Source organism: Bordetella genomosp. 6 (assembly GCF_002119705.1).
Classification (GTDB): Bacteria; Pseudomonadota; Gammaproteobacteria; order Burkholderiales; family Burkholderiaceae_B; genus Bordetella; species Bordetella bronchiseptica_F.
Genome location: NZ_CP021107.1, coordinates 4,895,195 through 4,914,244 on the forward strand (window position 1 = coordinate 4,895,195; position 19,050 = coordinate 4,914,244).

General features: G+C 68.6%; 21 protein-coding genes. 13 read left to right on the forward strand and 8 right to left on the reverse strand.

Going from position 1 to position 19,050, the window contains the following annotated elements; genetic code table 11:
• Positions 1 to 220: 220 nt before the first annotated feature.
• Positions 221 to 1,186: a Bug family tripartite tricarboxylate transporter substrate binding protein gene (locus CAL11_RS23010; protein ID WP_033467377.1), complete on the forward strand. Its 966-nt coding sequence runs from the start codon at positions 221 to 223 to the stop codon at positions 1,184 to 1,186.
• 45 nt (positions 1,187 to 1,231) lie between these two features.
• On the opposite strand, the gene CAL11_RS23015 is transcribed toward CAL11_RS23010, so the two are convergent.
• Together CAL11_RS23015 and CAL11_RS23020 are read right to left on the reverse strand one after the other, a co-directional pair.
• Complete coding sequence (locus CAL11_RS23015) at positions 1,232 to 1,717, reverse strand: copper chaperone PCu(A)C (protein WP_033467374.1); 486 nt, start codon at positions 1,715 to 1,717, stop codon at positions 1,232 to 1,234.
• A gap of 112 nt (positions 1,718 to 1,829) precedes the next feature.
• Positions 1,830 to 2,729 carry a LysR family transcriptional regulator ArgP gene (locus tag CAL11_RS23020; RefSeq protein WP_086094373.1) on the reverse strand — a complete coding sequence of 300 codons (900 nt, stop codon included), beginning with the start codon at positions 2,727 to 2,729 and terminating at the stop codon, positions 1,830 to 1,832.
• A gap of 129 nt (positions 2,730 to 2,858) precedes the next feature.
• Between CAL11_RS23020 and CAL11_RS23025 the strand changes: the two genes are divergently transcribed.
• Positions 2,859 to 3,494, forward strand: coding sequence for a LysE/ArgO family amino acid transporter (locus CAL11_RS23025; RefSeq protein ID WP_033467369.1), 636 nt, complete (start codon positions 2,859 to 2,861; stop codon positions 3,492 to 3,494).
• Positions 3,495 to 3,496: 2 nt separating this feature from the next.
• On the opposite strand, the gene CAL11_RS23030 is transcribed toward CAL11_RS23025, so the two are convergent.
• The gene (locus CAL11_RS23030; protein ID WP_033467367.1) at positions 3,497 to 4,207 is read right to left on the reverse strand and encodes a Crp/Fnr family transcriptional regulator; all 711 of its coding nucleotides are present in this window, start codon (positions 4,205 to 4,207) and stop codon (positions 3,497 to 3,499) included.
• A 166-nt stretch (positions 4,208 to 4,373) separates the two neighbouring features.
• On the opposite strand from CAL11_RS23030, the gene CAL11_RS23035 reads away from it, so the two are divergent.
• The 7 genes from CAL11_RS23035 to CAL11_RS23065 all read left to right on the forward strand — a co-directional run bounded on the left by CAL11_RS23035 (position 4,374) and on the right by CAL11_RS23065 (position 12,841).
• Positions 4,374 to 6,350, forward strand: a complete 1,977-nt coding sequence (locus tag CAL11_RS23035) for an AMP-dependent synthetase/ligase (protein WP_086094374.1) — start codon at positions 4,374 to 4,376, stop codon at positions 6,348 to 6,350.
• A gap of 3 nt (positions 6,351 to 6,353) precedes the next feature.
• Entirely contained in the window at positions 6,354 to 7,151 is a 798-nt protein-coding gene (locus CAL11_RS23040) for an ABC transporter ATP-binding protein (RefSeq protein WP_086094375.1), read from the forward strand.
• A 10-nt stretch (positions 7,152 to 7,161) separates the two neighbouring features.
• Complete coding sequence (locus CAL11_RS23045; RefSeq protein ID WP_086094376.1) at positions 7,162 to 8,091, forward strand: branched-chain amino acid ABC transporter permease; 930 nt, start codon at positions 7,162 to 7,164, stop codon at positions 8,089 to 8,091.
• Between the two features lie 10 nt (positions 8,092 to 8,101).
• Positions 8,102 to 9,166, forward strand: a complete 1,065-nt coding sequence (locus CAL11_RS23050; protein WP_033467357.1) for a branched-chain amino acid ABC transporter permease — start codon at positions 8,102 to 8,104, stop codon at positions 9,164 to 9,166.
• 118 nt (positions 9,167 to 9,284) lie between these two features.
• A complete protein-coding gene (locus CAL11_RS23055) occupies positions 9,285 to 10,616 on the forward strand; it encodes an ABC transporter substrate-binding protein (protein WP_167382568.1) in 1,332 nt (443 codons plus the stop codon).
• Between the two features lie 60 nt (positions 10,617 to 10,676).
• A complete protein-coding gene (locus tag CAL11_RS23060) occupies positions 10,677 to 11,507 on the forward strand; it encodes an ABC transporter ATP-binding protein (protein WP_086094378.1) in 831 nt (276 codons plus the stop codon).
• A 68-nt stretch (positions 11,508 to 11,575) separates the two neighbouring features.
• Positions 11,576 to 12,841 carry a phenylacetate--CoA ligase family protein gene (locus CAL11_RS23065; RefSeq protein WP_086094379.1) on the forward strand — a complete coding sequence of 422 codons (1,266 nt, stop codon included), beginning with the start codon at positions 11,576 to 11,578 and terminating at the stop codon, positions 12,839 to 12,841.
• A gap of 19 nt (positions 12,842 to 12,860) precedes the next feature.
• Here CAL11_RS23065 and CAL11_RS23070 read toward each other — a convergent pair whose 3' ends face one another.
• Genes CAL11_RS23070 through CAL11_RS23080 form a run of 3 tightly spaced genes read right to left on the reverse strand, consistent with a single transcriptional unit; the run spans position 12,861 to position 14,042 of the window.
• Positions 12,861 to 13,277: a DUF6691 family protein gene (locus tag CAL11_RS23070; protein ID WP_086094380.1), complete on the reverse strand. Its 417-nt coding sequence runs from the start codon at positions 13,275 to 13,277 to the stop codon at positions 12,861 to 12,863.
• A gap of 1 nt (position 13,278) precedes the next feature.
• Complete coding sequence (locus CAL11_RS23075) at positions 13,279 to 13,710, reverse strand: YeeE/YedE family protein (protein WP_033467343.1); 432 nt, start codon at positions 13,708 to 13,710, stop codon at positions 13,279 to 13,281.
• Entirely contained in the window at positions 13,707 to 14,042 is a 336-nt protein-coding gene (locus CAL11_RS23080) for an ArsR/SmtB family transcription factor (RefSeq protein ID WP_086094381.1), read from the reverse strand. Before CAL11_RS23080 ends, CAL11_RS23075 begins: the two co-directional genes overlap by 4 nt.
• A gap of 105 nt (positions 14,043 to 14,147) precedes the next feature.
• Between CAL11_RS23080 and CAL11_RS23085 the strand changes: the two genes are divergently transcribed.
• From CAL11_RS23085 to CAL11_RS23100, 4 genes are all read left to right on the forward strand, one after another.
• Complete coding sequence (locus CAL11_RS23085) at positions 14,148 to 15,017, forward strand: MBL fold metallo-hydrolase (protein WP_086094382.1); 870 nt, start codon at positions 14,148 to 14,150, stop codon at positions 15,015 to 15,017.
• Positions 15,018 to 15,087: 70 nt separating this feature from the next.
• Complete coding sequence (pap, locus tag CAL11_RS23090; protein WP_167382569.1) at positions 15,088 to 16,554, forward strand: polyphosphate:AMP phosphotransferase; 1,467 nt, start codon at positions 15,088 to 15,090, stop codon at positions 16,552 to 16,554.
• Positions 16,555 to 16,586: 32 nt separating this feature from the next.
• A complete protein-coding gene (locus CAL11_RS23095; RefSeq protein WP_033467336.1) occupies positions 16,587 to 17,036 on the forward strand; it encodes a GNAT family N-acetyltransferase in 450 nt (149 codons plus the stop codon).
• Positions 17,033 to 17,497, forward strand: a complete 465-nt coding sequence (locus CAL11_RS23100) for an HIT family protein (protein ID WP_033467334.1) — start codon at positions 17,033 to 17,035, stop codon at positions 17,495 to 17,497. The genes CAL11_RS23095 and CAL11_RS23100 overlap by 4 nt, the downstream gene beginning before the upstream one ends.
• A gap of 9 nt (positions 17,498 to 17,506) precedes the next feature.
• Here CAL11_RS23100 and CAL11_RS23105 read toward each other — a convergent pair whose 3' ends face one another.
• Complete coding sequence (locus CAL11_RS23105) at positions 17,507 to 18,640, reverse strand: glycosyltransferase family 4 protein (protein WP_086094384.1); 1,134 nt, start codon at positions 18,638 to 18,640, stop codon at positions 17,507 to 17,509.
• Positions 18,624 to 18,974, reverse strand: coding sequence for a hypothetical protein (locus CAL11_RS23110; RefSeq protein ID WP_086094385.1), 351 nt, complete (start codon positions 18,972 to 18,974; stop codon positions 18,624 to 18,626). The genes CAL11_RS23105 and CAL11_RS23110 overlap by 17 nt, the downstream gene beginning before the upstream one ends.
• Between the last annotated feature and the right edge of the window lie 76 nt (positions 18,975 to 19,050).

Sequence of the window (19,050 nt, forward strand, 5' to 3'; positions counted from 1 at the left end):
GTGCCTGTCCCCACTGGGACAGGCACACCGCTCTACGCCATGAACCGTTGACTGCCAAGACGGCATCTGTCCCGGCGGGGACTGGCACGCCGGGAACGTGCACAGGCGCCGCCCCATGCGGGACAGGCCCTGCGCCCCGCACGCGAGGCATAATAGCTCCCGTAATAATGGCGCGCCGTCCGGCGCGCCCATTCCCATATTCCGCACTCGAGGAGACATCATGCACAAGCATGCAAAGCGCCTGCTGGCGCTGGCCGCTCTGACCTTTGCCGCCGGCGCCGCGGCGCAGAACTGGCCCAGCCAGCCGCTGCGCTGGATCGTGCCCTACCCGGCCGGCGGCGGCACGGACGTGGTGGCGCGCACCGTCGCCGGCAGCCTGGAAAAACCGCTGGGCCAGACCATCGTGGTCGAGAACCGCCCCGGCGCGGCCACCATCATCGGCGCCACCGCCATTGCGCAATCCGATCCGGCCGGCTATGTCGTCGGCACCGCCGACTCCGGCACGCTGGCCTTCAATCCCTCGCTGTACGCCAAACTGTCGTACGACCCGGCCAAGTTCACGTATATCGGCGGCATCGCCCGATTCCCGCTGATGCTGGCGGTGAACGTGAATTCGCCGTACAAGTCGGTGGAGGACGTGCTGCAGGCGGCCCGCAAGGAGCCCGCCAAGCTGACCGCCGCCTCGGCCGGCGCCGGCTCGCCGCACCACCTGGCGCTGGAGCTTTTCAAGCAGCGCGCCAACGTGGACGTGCTGCACGTGCCCTACAAGGGAGCCGCCCCGGCCATCCAGGACTTGCTGGGCGGGCAGGTGGACATGATGTTCATCGACCTGGCCGCGGGCCTGCCCAATATCAAGGCAGGCAAGCTGCGCGTACTGGGCACGGCCACGCCCGAGCGCCTGGCCGTGCTGCCTGACGCGCCCACCATGGCCGAACAGGGCGTGGCCGATTTCACCGCCTACGCCTGGCAGGGGCTGGTCGGGCCGGCCGGCATGCCCGAGGCAGCCGTCAAGAAGCTGGGCGGCGAACTGGAGCAAAGCCTGAAATCGCCCGCCGTGTCGCAGAAACTGCTGGACATGGGCGTCATGCCCATGCCGATGACGCCGCAGGACTTCAAGGCCTACGCCGAGAAAGAGCGCGCCGCCTGGGCAGATGTCATCAAGAAGGCGAATATCCGCCTGGAATGAACGGTACGCGGGACGGCGGCTTGCGAGCCGCCGCCCCTTGCCGCATCAGTGCTTCATGTGGCCATGGCCGGCCATGCCGGGGTTGTGGCCCAACGGCTTGACCTTGAACTTCACCGCCACCTCGCCGGCCTGCTCGAACTTCAGCGTGGCCGGGACTTCGCCGCCTTCGGCGAAGGGCGCCTTCAGCTTCAGGAACATGACGTGATAGCCGCCCGGCGCCAGCTTGGCCTTGCCGTCGGCCGGCACGGCCACGCCATCGACCTGGCGCATCTGCGCCACGCCGTTCTCGGTGACGACGTTGTGCAACTCGACCCGCTCGGCGGCCGGCGAACTGACCGATACCAGGCGGTCGGCCGCCTTGGCGTCGTTCTCGATTTCCATATAGCCCGCGCCGTTTGCCTGGCCGGGAGCCGAGGCGCGCACCCAGAGGTCATCGACCTCGATCTGACCCACCTTGAAATCGGCCGCCCAGGCGGTGGTGGCCACACTCAGCCCCAGTACTGCGCCCACGCCCCATTTGCGGATGTTCATTGCTTGTCCTCCTGATACGCGTTCGCCGCGCTGCGGCGAACCGGGTTAGCGCCACGCAAGGTGGCCACATCGATGCATGCCGTCCGTGGCCGGCTCCAACGCCGGGCGGCGCCTAGCGCCGCCGCACCAGGGTGCGGGCGGCCGCCAGGACCGCGTCGGTCAAGGCTTCCATCGCCTGCGAGTTTACCCGCCAATGCTGCCAGTACAGCGGCACGTCCTCCCAGGCGCGGGCGCGCAGCGGCACCAGCAACCCGGCGTCGAGCTCGGCCTGCACCAGCGGCAGCGGGTTCATCGTCCAGCCCAGCCCGCCCAGCGTGGCCTGCACAAAGGCCCGCGACGACGGCAGCCACCACACTGGCGGCTCCCAGGCGGCGCGGCCGATGATGCGGTGCGCATAGCGCGCCTGCAGAGCATCCTTGCGGTTGAACACCAGCACCGGCGCGCAGGCCAGCGTACGGGCGCTGACGCCCTGGGCGAAGTAGCGCTGGTGAAACGCCGGCGTGCAGCAGGCCACGTAGCGCATGCTTCCCAGGGCATGGATGCGGCAGCCTTGCACCGGATCGGCCAGCGTCGTCACCGCGCCCAGCACCGCCCCCTTGCGCAACAGGGCGGCGGTATGGTCCTGGTCTTCCGATTGCAGGTCCAGCGTGGCGCGCGAGCGGGCCGCGAAGCGCACGGCCGCGTCGACGAACCAGGTCTCCAGGCTGTCGTGGTTGACCGCCACCGGGATGCTGGCATGCGGCACTTCGTCCTCGGCCACGCCCAGGCGGTTCAGCGCGTCATGCTCCAGCAGCGCGGCCTGCTCGGCCAGCTGCACCAGCACCTGGCCGTCGTCGGTGGCCCGCGCCGGAACCGTGCGCTGCACCAGCAGGCGCCCCATGCGGTCCTCCAGCGCCTTGACCCGCTGCGAGACGGCCGAGGGCGTGACGGACAGCGCGGCCGCGGCGCGCTCGAAGCTGCCTTCGCGCACCACGGCGGCCAGCGCGCGTAGATTGCCGTGATCGAGTTTCATCAGATTAGAAATACTTAATATGGTTAAAGGAAATTAGCTGTATTTCATCTCGACGGCAAGCGAGAATGACGTTCGGCGGCCCAATGCAGGCCGCCGGTCCGCACCACAATAAAAACCGCTGTCGCCGCCATGTTCACTTTGTCCGTACCCGCCTATGTCACCGCCTGGGCCAGTGGCGCCGCCACCGGCCTGGGCCTGTTTGCCGTCGTCGGCGCGCAAAGCGCCTTCATCCTGCGCCAGGGGCTGATGCGCGCGCACCTGCTGAGCATCCTGGCCGTGTGCGCCCTGATCGACGCCGTCTTCATCTTCGGCAGCGTCTGGGGGCTGCAGACACTCACGGGCTGGTTTCCCTGGCTGACCCAGGCCATCCTGTGGTTCGGCGTGGCCTTCCTGGCCTGGTATGCGCTGCAATCGGCGCGCCGCGCGCTGCGCCAGGACGGCGGGCTGGAGCTCGCCCGCCAGGCCATTCCCTCGCGCGGCGCCGCGCTGCTGGGCGCGATCGGCTTCTCCCTGCTCAATCCGCACTTCTGGCTGGACATGATGGTGGTGGGCTCGCTGGCGCATGGCTTCGCCGACGCCCGGCTGGCGTTCGCCGCCGGCGCGCTGACCGCCAGCGTGATGTGGCTGGCCGTCCTGGGAGTGGGTTCGCGCCTGTTCGCGCCGCTGTTTTCCAGCCCGCGCGCCTGGCGCGTGCTTGATGGCCTGATCGCCGCCGTCATGGCCCTGCTGGCGGTTCGGCTGGCCCTTGGCGGGCTGGCCGGCTAGGCTCAGCCGGCCTCGTCCAGGGCGCCGGCGGCGTCGACGTCCGCGCCGTAGCCTTTCAGGCCGTCGAGGTCCAGCACCCGCACCGCGCCATACTCCACCTGCAGCAGTCCGGCCTCCTCCAGCTTGCGCAAGGCCTGGTTGGCGCGCTGGCGCGATACCCGGGCCAGGTAGCCGACCTCCTCCTGGGTGATGGTCAGGCGCATGCCCATGCCGGGATACAGCAGCGGGTTGAACAGCTCGGCCAGGCAGCGCGCCACGCGCGCGTCCGGATCCAGCAAGCGGTCGTATTCGGCCTTGCCGATGAACTGCGCGACCCGCTCGTTCAGCTGGTGCAGCAGATAGCGGTTGAAGGGGATGCTGCTATCGAGCAGCCAGTCGAAGGTGCCCGCCGGCAGGCGCGCCACCACCGAATCGCGCAGCGCCACCACGTCGTACTTGCGCACCTCGCGCTTGAGCAGCGAGCCCTCGCCGATCCACCCGCCGGCGGGCACGCCGGTCAGCGATGCGACCTTGCCCTCGGCATTGCCCACCGACACCTTCACCAGGCCGGACAGCACGCCGATCCAGACCTGTGCGAGCTCGCCTTTCCGCTCTATGATCGTGCCAGCCTGTACGTGCTGCACCGCGATGTCGCGCTCGACGCGCAGCTTCTGGGCGGCGTCGAGTACGCGGAACCACGCCGCGGCCAGGTACAGGGAATCGGCTAGCTGCATCGGGAATACCCTAAAAATCCCTCGAATGTCGTGATGGTGACAGTTGGTGGCAACCCAACCTTATACCTTAAGTCCTGCCGTAAATCTAAAACGAACTGGTCTGGCGCCTCAATAGCGGCCGCTGCATGCCGCCATCATCCCGGGCGCCCGAACCGGAGGAGACATCGTGGCGCAATCATTGCCCGCATCGGCAACGGTGCCGGCGGCCGCGCAGACTTTCCCTGCGCTGCTGCTCGAACACGCCAGCGTACGCGGGTCGCGGCCCGCGATCCGCGAAAAAGACCTGGGTATCTGGCAAACCCTTACGTGGTCCGAGGTCGCCGATAGCGTGCGCCTGACCGCGCACGGCCTGGCCGCGCTGGGCATCGGTCCCGGCATGCATGTGGCCGTCATCGGCGAGAACCGTCCGCGCCTGTACATCGCGATGATGGCCACGCAGGCGCTGGGCGCGATTCCCGTGCCCCTGTACCAGGACGCCGTCGCCCAGGAAATGGTCTATGTGCTGCAGGACGCCGAAGTCAGCGTGGTCGTGGTCGAGGACCAGGAACAGGCCGACAAGATGCTCGAGGTGCGCGAGCAGTGCCCGGCGCTGGCGCACGTGGTCTATGACGATCCGCGCGGCATGCGCCACTACAGCGATCCGCTGCTGCGGTCGTTCGAGCAGCTGGAAGACACCGGCCGCGCGCACGCCGCCAGCCACCCCGGCTTTTTCGAGCAGGCGGTCGCGGCGGTGCGTCCGCACGACGCCGGCGCCATGTTCTACACCTCGGGCACCACGGGCAAGCCCAAGGGCGTCGTGCTCACGCACCACGCGCTGATCGACCGCGCGCGCGCCGTCGCCGAGATGGAGAACCTGACCGACCGGGAAGACGTGCTGGCCTATCTGCCGCCGGCCTGGATCGGCCAGAACATGTTCTCCTACACGCAGCTGCTGGTGTCGGGCTTCACCGTCAACCATCCCGAATCGCCCGACACGGTGTCGATCGACATGCGCGACATCGGTCCCACCTATTATTTCGCCCCGCCGCGCGTGCTGGAAGGCCTGCTGACCCACGTCATGATCCGCATGGAAGACGCCGGCTACATCAAGCGCAAGCTGTTCCACGCCTGCATGAACCTGGCTCGGCGCGTCGGCACCCGCATCCTCGACGGCCAGCCGGTCGGCCTGTGGGATCGCCTGCGCTACCGCCTGGGCGACGTGCTGATCTACGGGCCGCTGCGCAACGCGCTGGGCATGAGCCGCGTACGCGTGGCCTACACGGCGGGCGAGGCCATCGGCCCGGACCTGTTCGTGTTCTACCGTTCGATCGGCATCAACCTGAAGCAGCTCTATGGCTCGACCGAAACCTCGGTGTTCGTGTGCGTGCAGCCCGACGGCCAGGTGCGCGACGACACGGTGGGTCCGCCGGTCGAGGGCGTGGACATCCGCGTCGCGGACAACGGCGAGATCCTGGTGAAAAGCCCCGGCCTGTTCAAGGAGTACTACCGCAACCCCGAGGCCACCGCCGAGGCGCGCGACGACGAAGGCTGGTTCCACACGGGCGACGCCGGCTACCTGGACAGCGACGGCCAGCTCAAGATCATCGACCGCGCCAAGGACGTGGGCAAGCTGGCCGACGGCAGCCTGTTCGCGCCCAAGTACATCGAGAACAAGCTGAAGTTCTTCCCCTACATCAAGGAGGCGGTAGCCTTCGGCAACGGACGCGACGACGTGTGCGCCTTCATCAACATCGACCTCGAGGCGGTTGGCAACTGGGCCGAGCGCCGTGGACTGCCGTACGCGGGCTATACCGACCTGGCCGGCAAGGACGAGGTCTACGCCCTGCTGCAGGACTGCGTGGAGAAGGTCAACGCCGACCTGGCGGGCGACGCGCGCCTGGCGGCCTCGCAGGTCGGCCGTTTCCTGATCCTGCACAAGGAACTGGACCCCGACGACGACGAGCTGACCCGCACCCGCAAAGTGCGGCGCGCCTTCATCGGCCAGAAGTACGGCGTGCTGGTCGATGCGCTGTACGGCGGCAAGGATACGCAGTTCATCGAAACCGAGGTCAAGTTCGAGGACGGCCGCGTGGGCCGCATCTCGGCCGACCTGAAGATCCGCGCCGCGCGCACTTTTCCCGCCATCACCGCCAAGGCCGCGTAAACCATGAGCAACCAAACCCGTGCGCGACGCATTGGCGACGTCATGCTGGACATGCAGAACATCTCGCTGTCGTTCGGCGGGGTCAAGGCGCTGACGGACATCTCGTTCAACGTGCGCGAACATGAAATCCGCGCCATCATCGGCCCCAACGGCGCCGGCAAGAGTTCGATGCTCAATGTCATCAACGGCGTCTACACGCCGCAGAACGGCGCCATCATGCTGCGCGGCGAGCACTTCTCGCGGATGAGCCCGCGCCGCGCGGCCGAGATGGGCATCGCCCGCACCTTCCAGAACCTGGCCCTGTTCAAGGGCATGAGCGTGCTGGACAACATCATGACCGGCCGCAATCTGCGCATGAAGTCCGGCCTGCTGGCCCAGGCGCTGCGCCTGGGGCCGGCCGAGCGCGAGGAGATCGCCCACCGCGAATACGTCGAGAACATCATCGACTTCCTGGAGATCCAGGCCTACCGCAAAGTGCCGGTCGGGCGCCTGCCCTACGGCCTGCAGAAGCGGGTCGACCTGGGCCGCGCGCTGGCCATGGAGCCGCGCCTGCTGCTGCTGGACGAACCCATGGCGGGCATGAACATCGAGGAAAAGCAGGACATGAGCCGCTTCATCCTCGATGTCAACGACGAGTTCGGCACCACCATCGTGCTGATCGAACACGACATGGGCGTGGTGATGGACATCTCGGACCGCGTCGTCGTGCTCGACTACGGCAAGAAGATCGGCGACGGCTCGCCCGACGAAGTCCGCTCCAACGAAGACGTCATCCGCGCCTACCTCGGCGTGGCGCACTGAGGCGACAGACATGGGATTCTTCCTCGAAACATTGTTCGGCGGCCTGATGAGCGGCATGCTGTACGCGCTGATCGGCCTGGGCTTCGTGCTGATCTTCAAGGCCTCGGGCGTGTTCAACTTCGCCCAGGGCGCCATGGTGCTGGTGGCCGCGCTGTCGATGGCGCGGTTCTCCGAATGGATTCCGCAGTGGCTGGGCTTCGACAACATGCTGCTGGCCAACGTGCTGGCCTTCATCGTCAGCGCGCTGGTCATGTTCGTGCTGGCGGTCGCGGTCGAGCGCTTCGTGCTGCGCCACCTGGTCAACCAGGAGGCGACCACGCTGCTGATGGCCACGCTGGGCATCAGCTACTTCCTCGACGGCCTGGGGCAGATCGCCTTCGGCAGCTCGGTCTACTCGATCAACGTGGGCATGCCCAAGGATCCGGCCATCATCCTCGAAACGATGTTCGAGGGCGGCCTGCTGATCAACCTGGAAGACCTGACCGCCGCCGTGGTGGCGGCCCTGCTGGTGGCCGCGCTGGCGCTGTTCTTCCAGTACACCTCGACCGGCCGCGCCCTGCGCGCGGTGGCCGACGACCACCAGGCGGCCCAGTCCATCGGCATTCCGCTCAACCGCATCTGGGTCATTGTCTGGAGCGTGGCGGGCCTGGTCGCGCTGGTGGCCGGCATCATCTGGGGCTCGAAGTTCGGCGTGCAGTTCACCCTGTCCACGGCCGCGCTGCGCGCGCTGCCGGTGGTGATCCTGGGCGGGCTGACCTCGGTGCCCGGCGCCATCCTGGGCGGCCTGATCATCGGGGTGGGCGAAAAGATGTCGGAGGTGTACCTGGGGTCGCTCGTAGGCGGCGGCATCGAAATCTGGTTCGCCTATGTGTTGGCGCTGGTGTTCCTGCTGTTCCGTCCGCAAGGGCTGTTCGGCGAGAAGATCATCGACCGGGTCTGAGGAAAAACTCATGTTCTATCGCGAAAACGGCCAGTTCAAGACCAGCTATCGCGCCGACCAGCAGATCTTTCCGATCCGCCAGGACCGCATTTTCATCGCGCTGCTGATGGCGGTGGTGTTCGTCGTCGTTCCCCTGACCGCCAGCGACTACCTGCTGCGCGCCATCCTGATCCCGTTCCTGATCCTGGCCCTGGCCGCGGTGGGGCTGAACATTCTGGTGGGCTACTGCGGCCAGATCTCGCTGGGCACCGGCGCCTTCATGGCGGTGGGCGCCTACGCGGCCTGGAACTTCGGCGTGCGCTTTCCCGGCATGCCGCTGGTGGCGCAGATCCTGCTGGGCGGCTGCTTCGCCACGCTGGTGGGCGTCATCTTCGGCATCCCCAGCCTGCGCATCCGCGGACTGTACCTGGCGGTGGCCACGCTGGCCGCGCAATTCTTCGTCGACTGGGCGTTCCTGCGCATTCCGTTCTTCACCAACTATTCGTCCTCGGGCAGCGTATCGGTGCCGCCCATGACGTTCTTCGGCCTGCCGGTGCAATCGGCGCTGGAGAAATACCTGCTGGTGCTGGGCTTCGTGGTGGTGTTCACGCTGCTGGCCAAGAACCTGGTGCGCGGCGCCATCGGCCGCCAGTGGATGGCGATCCGCGACATGGATGTCGCCGCGGCGGTGATCGGCATCCGGCCCATGTACGCCAAGCTGTCGGCGTTCGCGGTCAGCTCGTTCATCGTCGGCGTGGCCGGCGCGCTGTGGGGTTACGTCCACCTTGGCTCGTGGGAGCCGCTGGCCTTCGACCTGGCGCGCTCGTTCCAGCTGCTGTTCATGGTCATCATCGGCGGCCTGGGCTCGATCCTGGGCAGCTTCTTCGGCGCCGCCTTCATCGTGCTGGTGCCGGTGGCCCTGACCAATGTCCCGCATCTGCTGGGCCTGTCGCTGTCGGTCGACACCGCCGCGCACATCGAGCACATGGTGTTCGGCGCGCTGATCGTGTTCTTCCTCATCGCCGAGCCGCACGGATTGGCGCGGCTGTGGAGCATCGCCAAGGAAAAGCTGCGCATCTGGCCGTTCCCGCATTGAATCTGGTTCAGCGTGCGGCCCGGCGGCAAAAGCGCCGGACCGCGCTTCCCGAATACCCGGCTAAAGACCGGGCCAACCCCGGTGTTCAGACAAGGCACCACGCAGGAGGTAATTGGAGATGAAGCGTCTTAACCTGAGATTGACGGCGGCCATGATCGCCGCAGCCGGCGCGCTGGGCGCCATCACCGCGCCCGCCATGGCGGCCGAAGAGCAATTCGTGCCGCTGCTGGTGTACCGCACCGGGTCGTTCGCCCCGCTGGGCATTCCATGGGCCGACGGCAAGCTGGACTACCTGAAACTGGTCAACGAGCGCGACGGCGGCGTCAACGGCGTGAAGATCACGTATGAAGAGTGCGAGACCGCCTACGCCACCGACCGCGGCGTGGAATGCTACGAGCGCCTGAAGACGCGCGGCACCGGCGCCTCGGGTTTCGACACCCAGTCCACCGGCATCACCTTCGCGGTCAGCGACAAGGCCATGGTGGACAAGGTGCCCGTGGAAACCATGGGCTACGGGCTGTCGCAATCGGTCGACGGCAGCGTCTTCCAGTGGAACTTCCCGCTGCTGGGCACCTACTGGACCGCCGCCGACGTGATGATCCAGGACATCGCCAAGAAAGAAGGCGGCATGGACAAGCTCAAGGGCAAGAAGATCGCCCTGGTCTACCACGACTCGCCCTATGGCAAGGAGCCGATCCCGCTGCTGCAGAAGCGCGCCGCCAAGGAGGGTTTCGAACTGCTGCTCTATCCGGTCACCGCGCCCGGCGTCGAGCAGAAATCGACCTGGCTGCAGGTGCGCCAGCAGCGCCCCAATTACGTGCTGCTGTGGAGCGCCGGCATCATGACGCCGACGGCCATCCGCGAAGCCCAGGCCAGCGGCTATGCGCGCGACAAGATCTACGCCATCTGGTGGGCCGGCTCGGAAGGCGACGTCAAGGACCTGGGCGACGTGGCCAAGGGCTACAACGCGGTCACCATCCACAACAGCGCCGCCACCGGCAAGGTCTACGAAGACCTGAAGAAGCACGTCTACGACAAGGGACAGGGTTCGGACAAGTCCGGCAACACCACCCTGGGCACCATCGCCCACACGCGCGGCATGATGATCTCCATGCTGCAGGTCGAGGCCATCCGCGCCGCCCAGGAAAAATACGGCAAGGGCAAGGCGCTCACGCCGGAGCAGGTGCGCTGGGGCTTCGAGAACCTGAACCTGACGCAGGAGCGTCTCGACCAGCTCGGCTTCGGCGAGATCATGCGTCCGGTCAAGACCTCGTGCGCCAACCACATGGGCGACGACTGGGCGCGCATCGTGCAGTGGGACGGCAGCAAGTTCAAGGTGGTGTCCGATTGGTACCAGTCGGACAAGTCCGTCCTCGACCCCATGGTCAAGGAAGCCGCGGCGAAATACGCCAAGGAGAAGAACGTCACCCCGCGCAACTGCGCAGGCTGACGTGAACTGGCCGCCGGCGCACGGGCGCCGGCGGCCGCCAGTCCCTAGCAGGAACCTGCCATGACCGCTGCCAACACCGTCTCCGCCGACAAAGTACTGCTCGATGTGAACGGCATCGAGGTGATCTACAACCACGTCATCCTGGTGCTCAAGGGGGTTTCCCTGCGCGTGCCCGAAGGACGCATCGTCGCGCTGCTGGGCGCCAATGGCGCGGGCAAGACCACCACGCTGCGCGCGGTGTCCAACCTGCTCAAGGGCGAGCGCGGCGACGTCACCAAGGGCTATATCCAGTACCGCGACGAACGCATCGAACGGCTCTCCCCTGCCGAGCTGGTCAAGCGCGGCGTGGTCCAGGTCATGGAAGGCCGCCACTGCTTCGCCCACCTGACCATCGAGGAAAACCTGCTGACCGGCGCCTACACGCGCAAGCTGAGCCGCGGCGACATCGACGCGGCGCTCGAGCGCGTGTACCAGTATTTTCCGCGCCTCAAGCAGCGCCGCGCCAGCCAGGCGGGCTACACCTCGGGCGGCGAACAGCAGATGACGGCCATCGGCCGCGCATTGATGGCCAGCCCCACCATGATCCTGCTCGACGAACCGTCCATGGGGCTGGCGCCGCAGATCGTCGAGGAGATCTTCGAGATCGTGCGCGATCTCAACCAGCGCGAACGCGTCAGCTTCCTGCTGGCCGAGCAGAACACCAACATCGCGCTGCGCTATGCCGACTATGGCTACATCCTGGAAAACGGCCGCGTGATGATGGACGGCGCTGCCGCGGAGCTGGCGCAGAACGAGGACGTCAAGGAGTTCTACCTGGGCATATCCAGCGGCGAGCGCAAGAGTTTTCGTGAACAGAAGTTCTACCGGCGCCGCAAGCGCTGGCTGGCGTAATCCCCGCCCGGCCACGCGAGCGCCGGGCCGCAACAACCGCAGTCCCGCACACGAGAGGGTGCGCACCCATGTCCGAGTTTTTCGACGTACTGGAAACCCGTCAACCGGCGCAACGCGAGCGCGACCTGATGCAGGCGCTGCCGGCCGCCATCGAGCGCGCCATGGCCCGGGCGCCGGCCATCGCCGGGCAATTGCGCGGCATCGACCCGCGTAGCGTGGACAACCGCGCCGCGCTGGCCGCCCTGCCGGTGCTGCGCAAGCACGAACTGCTGGAGCGCCAGCAGCACAGCCGCGACGGCGCCGGCCCGGCGGGCGCGGCCAAGGCCTTCGGCGGCTTCTCGACCGTGGGCTGGGGCCAGGCGCTGCGCGTATTCGCCTCGCCCGGCCCGATCTACGAGCCCGAAGGCAACCGCGCCGACTACTGGCGTTTCGCGCGCGCCCTCTACGCGGCCGGCTTTCGCGCCGGCGAGCTGGCCTACAACTGCTTTTCCTACCATTTCACGCCGGCCGGCTCGATGATGGAAACCGCCGCCCATGCCGTGGGCTGCACGGTGTTTCCCGGCGGCACGGGCCAGACCGAACAGCAGGTGCGCGCCATCCATGACCTCGCGCCCAGCGGCTATACCGGCACGCCCAGCTTCCTCAAGCTGATTCTCGAAAAGGCGGACGAACTCGGCATCCGGCTGGATTCGCTGCGCCGCGCGCTGGTGTCGGGCGAGGCGTTCCCGCCCTCGCTGCGCGACTGGCTGGCCGCGCGCGGCATCGAAGGCTACCAGGCCTACGGCAGCGCCGACCTCGGCATGATCGCCTTCGAGACGCCCGCGCGCGAAGGCCTGGTGGTGGGCGAGGACATCATCCTGGAAATCGTGCGCCCCGGCACCGGCGAGCCCGTGCCCGACGGCGAAGTGGGCGAAGTCGTGGTCACGACGCTGAACCCCGACTATCCCCTGGTGCGCTTCGGCACCGGCGACCTGTCGGCCATCATGCCCGGCCAGTCGCCGTGCGGACGCACCAACATCCGCATACGCGGCTGGCTGGGCCGCGCCGACCAGACCACCAAGGTGCGCGGCATGTTCGTGCATCCCTCGCAAGTGGCCGACGTGGTGCGCCGCCACCCGGAAATCGTGCGCGCGCGGCTGGTCGTCAGCGGCGCCACCGGCGCCGACCGCATGGTGCTGCACGTGCAGGCGCGCGAGCGCTCGCCGCAACTGGCCGGCCGCATCGCCGATTCGGTGCGCGAAGTCACCAAGCTGCGCGCCGACGTGCAATGGGCCGACGAGGGCGCGCTGCCCAACGACGGCAAGGTCATCGACGACGTACGCTCGTACGAATGAATGAGGCGCCGCGCGGCGGCTAGCCGCCGCGGCGCTGCAGCGCCCCATGCAGCGCCATGCCCGCCGCCATGGCCGCCACGAACAGCCACGCCTGGCCGTAGCCTGCGCCGGCATTGAGCAGCGCCGGACCCGGGCACAGCCCGGCCAGCCCCCAGCCCACGCCAAACAGCGCGCTGCCGCCCAGCAGGCGCCGATCGATGGCCTTGGCCGCCGGCCATTGCATGGGCTCGCCGTCGAAGGCGCGCGGCTGGCGGCGCGCCAGCGCGAACGCGGGCGCGGCCACGCCGATGGCGCCCGCCATGACCAGGCCCAGCGACGGATCCCAGGCGCCGGCCAGGTCCAGGAAGCCCAGCACCTTGGCCGGATCGGCCATGCCTGAAATCAGCAGGCCCAGGCCGAAGATCAACCCGGCGGCAAAACTGTAGGCATTGCCCATCTCAGGCTCCCATGAGGTGCCGCAGCACGAACACCGTGGCAAAGCCCGTGGCCATGAAGGCCAGCACCGCCGCCAGCGACCGCCGCGATCCGCGCGCCAGCCCGCATACCCCGTGGCCGCTGGTGCAGCCCGAGCCATAGCGCGTGCCCACCCCGACCAGCAGCCCGGCCAGGACCAACTGCAGCGCGCCTGCCTCGATGCGCACGGCCGGCATGGGTTCGAACAGGCGATACAGCCATGGCGCGGCCAGCAGCCCGGCCAGGAACCAGAGCCGCCATGCCGCGCCCGCGCGCGGCGGCAACAGGCCGGCCAGGATGCCGCTGATGCCGGCGATGCGCCCCGCGCCCAGCATCAGCCAGGCCGCCGCCGCGCCGATCAGCATGCCGCCGCCCAGCGATGACCATGGCGTGAACGCCGCCCAATCGATCGTCATGATTGCTCCTTCGCGGCCTTGCCGCAGTACAGCGACGACAGGGTCTTCATCACCTGGCTGACCTCGAAGCTGGCCAGCTGGTAGTACACATATTTGCCTGCGCGGCGCGTGATCACCAGCCCCTCGTCGCGCAGCACGCCCAGTTGCTGCGACAGCGTGGGCTGGCGTATGCCGGTCAGCGTTTCGAGCTCGCCCACGTTGCGCTCGGCCACCACCAGCTGGCACAGCAGCAACAGGCGGTCCTCGTTGGCCAGGGCCTTGAGCAGCGCACAGGCCTGGGCCGCGGAGGCGCGCAACGCGGATATCTCGCAATCGGTCAGCGTATCGTCCATAAGAAATGCCAGGGATGCATGGTTTCGATCATTATATTGAAAAATATAATATCAAATAATAAGATGATGCCTGATCCCCTTCCACCGCTGTTCCGGGAGCGCCGCATGTCCGCACATATCCAGCCATTCTTCGACCCCGCCACCGCCACCTTCAGCTACGTGCTCTACGAGGCGCCGGGCGGCGCATGCGCGGTCATCGACCCGGTGCTGGACTACGACCCGAAATCTGGCCGCACCACGACCGCGTCGGCCGACCGCATCGCCGATTTCGTGCGCCAGTATGCATTGCGCACGCAATGGCTGCTGGAAACCCACGCCCACGCCGACCACCTGTCGGCGGCCGCCTACCTGCAGCGCCAGCTGGGCGGCGTCATCGGCATCGGCGGCCATATCCGAGACGTGCAATCGGTGTTCGGCAAGCTGTACAACCTCGACGGCTTCGCCTGCGACGGATCGCAGTTCGGCCACCTGTTCGAGCCCGACGAGACCTTCGCCATCGGCGCGCTGCGCGTGCGCGCCCTGCACGTGCCCGGCCACACGCCGGCCGACCTGGCCTACCTGATCGACGACGGCGACAGCCTGTCGGCCTTCGTCGGCGACACGCTGTTCATGCCCGACGTGGGCACGGCGCGGTGCGATTTCCCCGGCGGCGACGCCCGCACCCTGTACCGCTCGATCCGCACCCTGCTGGCGCTGCCGCCGGACACCCGGCTGTATATGTGCCACGACTACCCGCCGGCCGGCCGCGCGGCGGCCTGGCAGACGACCGTGGCGGCGCAGCGCGCCGGCAACATCCATGTGCGCGACGGCATCTCCGAAAGCGAATTCGTCGCCATGCGCACCGCCCGCGACGCCACCCTGGACATGCCCACGCTCATCCTGCCGGCGCTGCAGGTCAACATCCGCGCCGGCGAGCTGCCGGCGCCCGAGGCCAACGGCACACGCTACCTGAAGATCCCCCTGGACGCGCTGTAGCCGCGCCGCCGGCTTGCGTAACGGCGGGATATCCCGCACCATCGGACAGTCGCCATCCACGCACTGCGCCATGTTCATCGAAGCGGAAGCCGATCCCAGCCTGTCGAAAGCGCAGTACAAGGCGCGCGAGGCGCGCCTGCGCACGGCCTTGCTCAAGGCCCAGTACGAACGCCTGCAGCGCGCCGAACAGTCGCTGCTGATCGTGGTGGCCGGCATCGACGGCGCCGGCAAGGGCGACACGATCAACATGCTCAACGAGTGGATGGACCCGCGCCACATCCATACGATGGCGTTCGGCCTGCCCGACGCCGAGGAACTGGCGCGCCCGCCCATGTGGCGCTACTGGAACGAGTTGCCGCCCAAGGGCCGCACCGGCATCGTGTTCGGCTCGTGGTACGTGCCGCTGCTGCTGGAGGCCGTGCGCAAGAAGCCCGACGCTGCCCTGCTGGAAGCGCATGCCGCGCAGATCCGCCGCTTCGAGGCCATGCTGGCCGCCGAAGGCGTGCAAATCGTCAAGCTGTGGTACCACCTGTCGGCCCAGGCGCAGGCCGAACGCACCGAGCGGCTGCTGGCCAGCCCCGAGACGGCCTGGCAGGTCACGCCCGCCGACCGCAAGGTGCGGAAAAAATACGACCGCCTGCGCAACGCCGGCCAGGTGGCTATAGCCCATACCGATGCCGCGCACGCGCCGTGGCGGGTCATTCCCAGCGCCGACGACGAGCTGCGCGCGGTGCGCACCGCCGAGGCGGTGCTGGCCGCCATGCGCCGGCGCGCCACGCCGCGCAGCGTGCGCGCCTTCGGCGCGCCCAGCCCTGCGGTACACCTGGTCGACCGCCTGGGCGCGCTGGACTACGACGCGAAGGAAGACAAGGACGACTACGAAGCCGAGCTGGGCCTGCTGCAGGGCCGGCTGGCGCGCGCGGTGCGCCGCGACGACTTCCGTGAGCGCTCGCTGGTGCTGGTGTTCGAGGGCCAGGACGCCGCCGGCAAGGGCGGCGCCATCCGCCGCGTCACCCGCGCGCTCGACGCTCGCCAGTACGACATCACGCCGGTGGCGGCGCCGGCGCGCCACGAACTGGCGCGCCCCTACCTCTGGCGCTTCTGGCGGCGCATTCCCCGGCAGGGCCGCATCGCCATCTTCGATCGCTCCTGGTATGGCCGGGTACTGGTCGAACGGGTGGAAAACATCACCGCGCCCACCGACTGGCGGCGCGCCTATGGTGAAATCCTCGATTTCGAGCGCCAGCTGGTCCGGCACGGCGCCATCGTGCTGAAATTCTGGCTGGCCATCACCCCTGCCGTGCAGCTCGAACGCTTCCGCGAACGCGAGAAATCGCCCTACAAGAATTTCAAGATCACGCCCGACGACTGGCGCAACCGCAAGCAATGGCGGGCCTACGCCGACGCCGCCAACGAAATGCTGTGCCGCACCGACATGCGCGAGGCCCCCTGGCACCTGGTATCGGCCAACGACAAGCGCTATGCGCGGCTGCAGGTGCTGCGCCACATCGTCGAAACCCTCGAAGACCAACTCTGACTTCCTTCAACCCCTTCCAGCCGACGCTTGCCATGACCCCTACCGAGATCCGCCCCCTGTCCGCCGACGACTACGACGCCTGGCTGCCCCTCTGGAGGGGCTACCAGGAGTTCTACAAGGTCCAGCTTGCCGACGCCGCCACCGCGCAGACGTGGCGGCGCTTCCTGGACCCGGCCGAACCCATGCACGCCGCGCTGGCCTGGCGCGACGGCAAGGCCATCGGCATGGTGCACTGGATTTTCCACCGCTCGTGCTGGACCACCGGCGATTACTGTTATCTGCAGGACCTGTTCGTCGCTCCCGACGTGCGCGGCAGCGGCGCCGGCCGGGCGCTGATCGAACACGTCTACGCCGACGCGCGTGCCCGGGACGCGGCGCGCGTGTACTGGCTGACGCACGAAACCAATACCGACGCCATGCACCTGTACGACCACATCGCCGACCGCTCGGGCTTCCTGCAGTACCGCAAGGTGCTGGCTTGAGCACGCGCCACCCCGATTGCCCGCTGTGCCAGCAGGACGGCGGCAAGCTGCTGTGGCGCGGGTCGCACCTGCGCGTGATCGAAGTCGACGACCCCGACTACCCAGGCTTCACCCGCGTGGTCTGGAACGCCCACATCGCCGAAATGACCAGCCTGTCGACGCACGGGCGCGAGCTGCTGATGCGCGCGGTATGGGCGGTGGAACAGGCCCAGCGCGACGTACTGCATCCGCACAAGGTCAACCTGGCGGCGCTGGGCAACATGGTGCCGCACCTGCATTGGCACGTGATCCCGCGCTGGCGCGACGACCGCCATTTCCCCGACGCCATCTGGGCCGCGCCGCGCGTTGCCCCGGGCGCGGAACCGCAAGCCTGGCGCGCCGCGCGGGCAGACACCGCGGCCTTGCTGCCACGCTACCGCAATCGGGTGGTCGAAGCCATGAACGCGCTGCTCTGGCACTGAACGGCCCGCTCAGCACGAGACTGGCCGGCCGCGCTGCGCCAGCCAGCGGCAATAGGCGGCCTCCACGCGGGCGGCCTGCCGCTCGGGCGAGAAGTCGCGCTCGTCCCTGACCATGCGGCTGCCGGCCCGCCCCATCGCCCGGCGCAGCGCCGGATCGGCCAGCAGGCGCTCCAGCGCCGCGGCCAGCGCCGCCGGGTCGGACGGCGGCACCAGCAGGCCGGTCGCGCCATCGCGCACCACCTCGGGCACGCCGCCCACGTTGCCGGCGACCACCGGCAGGCCCGCGGCCGCGGCCTCGACCATGGCCAGCCCCAGGGCCTCGCTGCGGGTCGGCAGGGCGAACACGTCGAACGCCGCCAGCACATTGGGGATGTCGTCGCGCTGCCCCGTCAGGTGCACGCGCGCGCCCAGTCCCAGGCGCCGCGCGCGCTCGCGCAGCATGGCGCCGATGGCCCCCGGCTCGCCGACCAGCACCAGGTGCGCGTCGGCATGCCGGCCTGCCAGCGCCGCGAAGGCATCGAGCAGATCGTCCAGCCCCTTGTCCGCCCGCATGACGGCCACGCAGCCGATGACCTGCGCCGCCGGCGCAATGCCGAGTTCGGCGCGCAGGCTGGACGCCGGCGGCGCCGGCGCCAGGGTCGCCGGGGACGCAATGGCCTCGACGTGCGCGGCGCGCGCGCCCGCGCGCAGGATCTGGCCGCGTACGTGCTCGCTGACCGCGATGACGCGATGCGGCAGCCAGGTGTACGTATAAAGCGACCCCACCGGCTTGGCCAGGTGGCGGGTGCGCACGATCAGCGGCGCGCCGGCCATCCGCCCCGCCCAGGCAGCCAGCACCGTATCGCGGCGGCTGTGCGTATTGACGACATCGAAGCGCCCGCGCAGCAGCGCGCGCAGCCGCCAGGCCGCACGCACCCCGGCCACCACGCCGTCCATGGCCAGCTCGTGCACGGGAAAGCCCGCCGCGCGCAGCCGACGCGCCAGCGGCGCGCCCGGCTGGCAGGCCACCTCCAGGTGATGGCCGCGCGCGCGCATGGCCAGCATTTCCCGGTAGATGCTGGCTTCCTGGCCTCCGGCGCCGGTCGCCGCCTCCGTGTGCAGAATGCGCAAGGCTGGCACGGCCGGCTCAGAGATCCGCTTCATGAAGCGTGTTCCAGCGCAGGCCCTGCTGGTGCAGCCAGGCCGCGAGATAGCGCAGTTCGGCCGCCGTCAGGGCGCGCGCTCGCGGTCCGGCATGGGCCGGCTCGACGGCCCGCAGGGTATCGCCCTGCCAGATCCGCAGCACGCCGTGCCGGACGCTCACCCGCGCCTGCCCGCGGGCCAGCCGGCGCAGCGCCAGCGACGGACGCAGCAGGCGCAATTGATAGCCGTTGCCCCCGGGCGCCCGCAGATGCGGCCCGGCATCGACCAGCCGTGGCGCCGCCGCCCCCTCCGACCAAAAGAAAAGCGCCCGGATGGGCGCCAATGTGCCTGCCATGCGTGTCTCCGTGTCCGGCCGCCCGGCCTGTCGGGCGGCGACCGTGGACAGCTTAGGCAACCACCCCGCCTCCCTG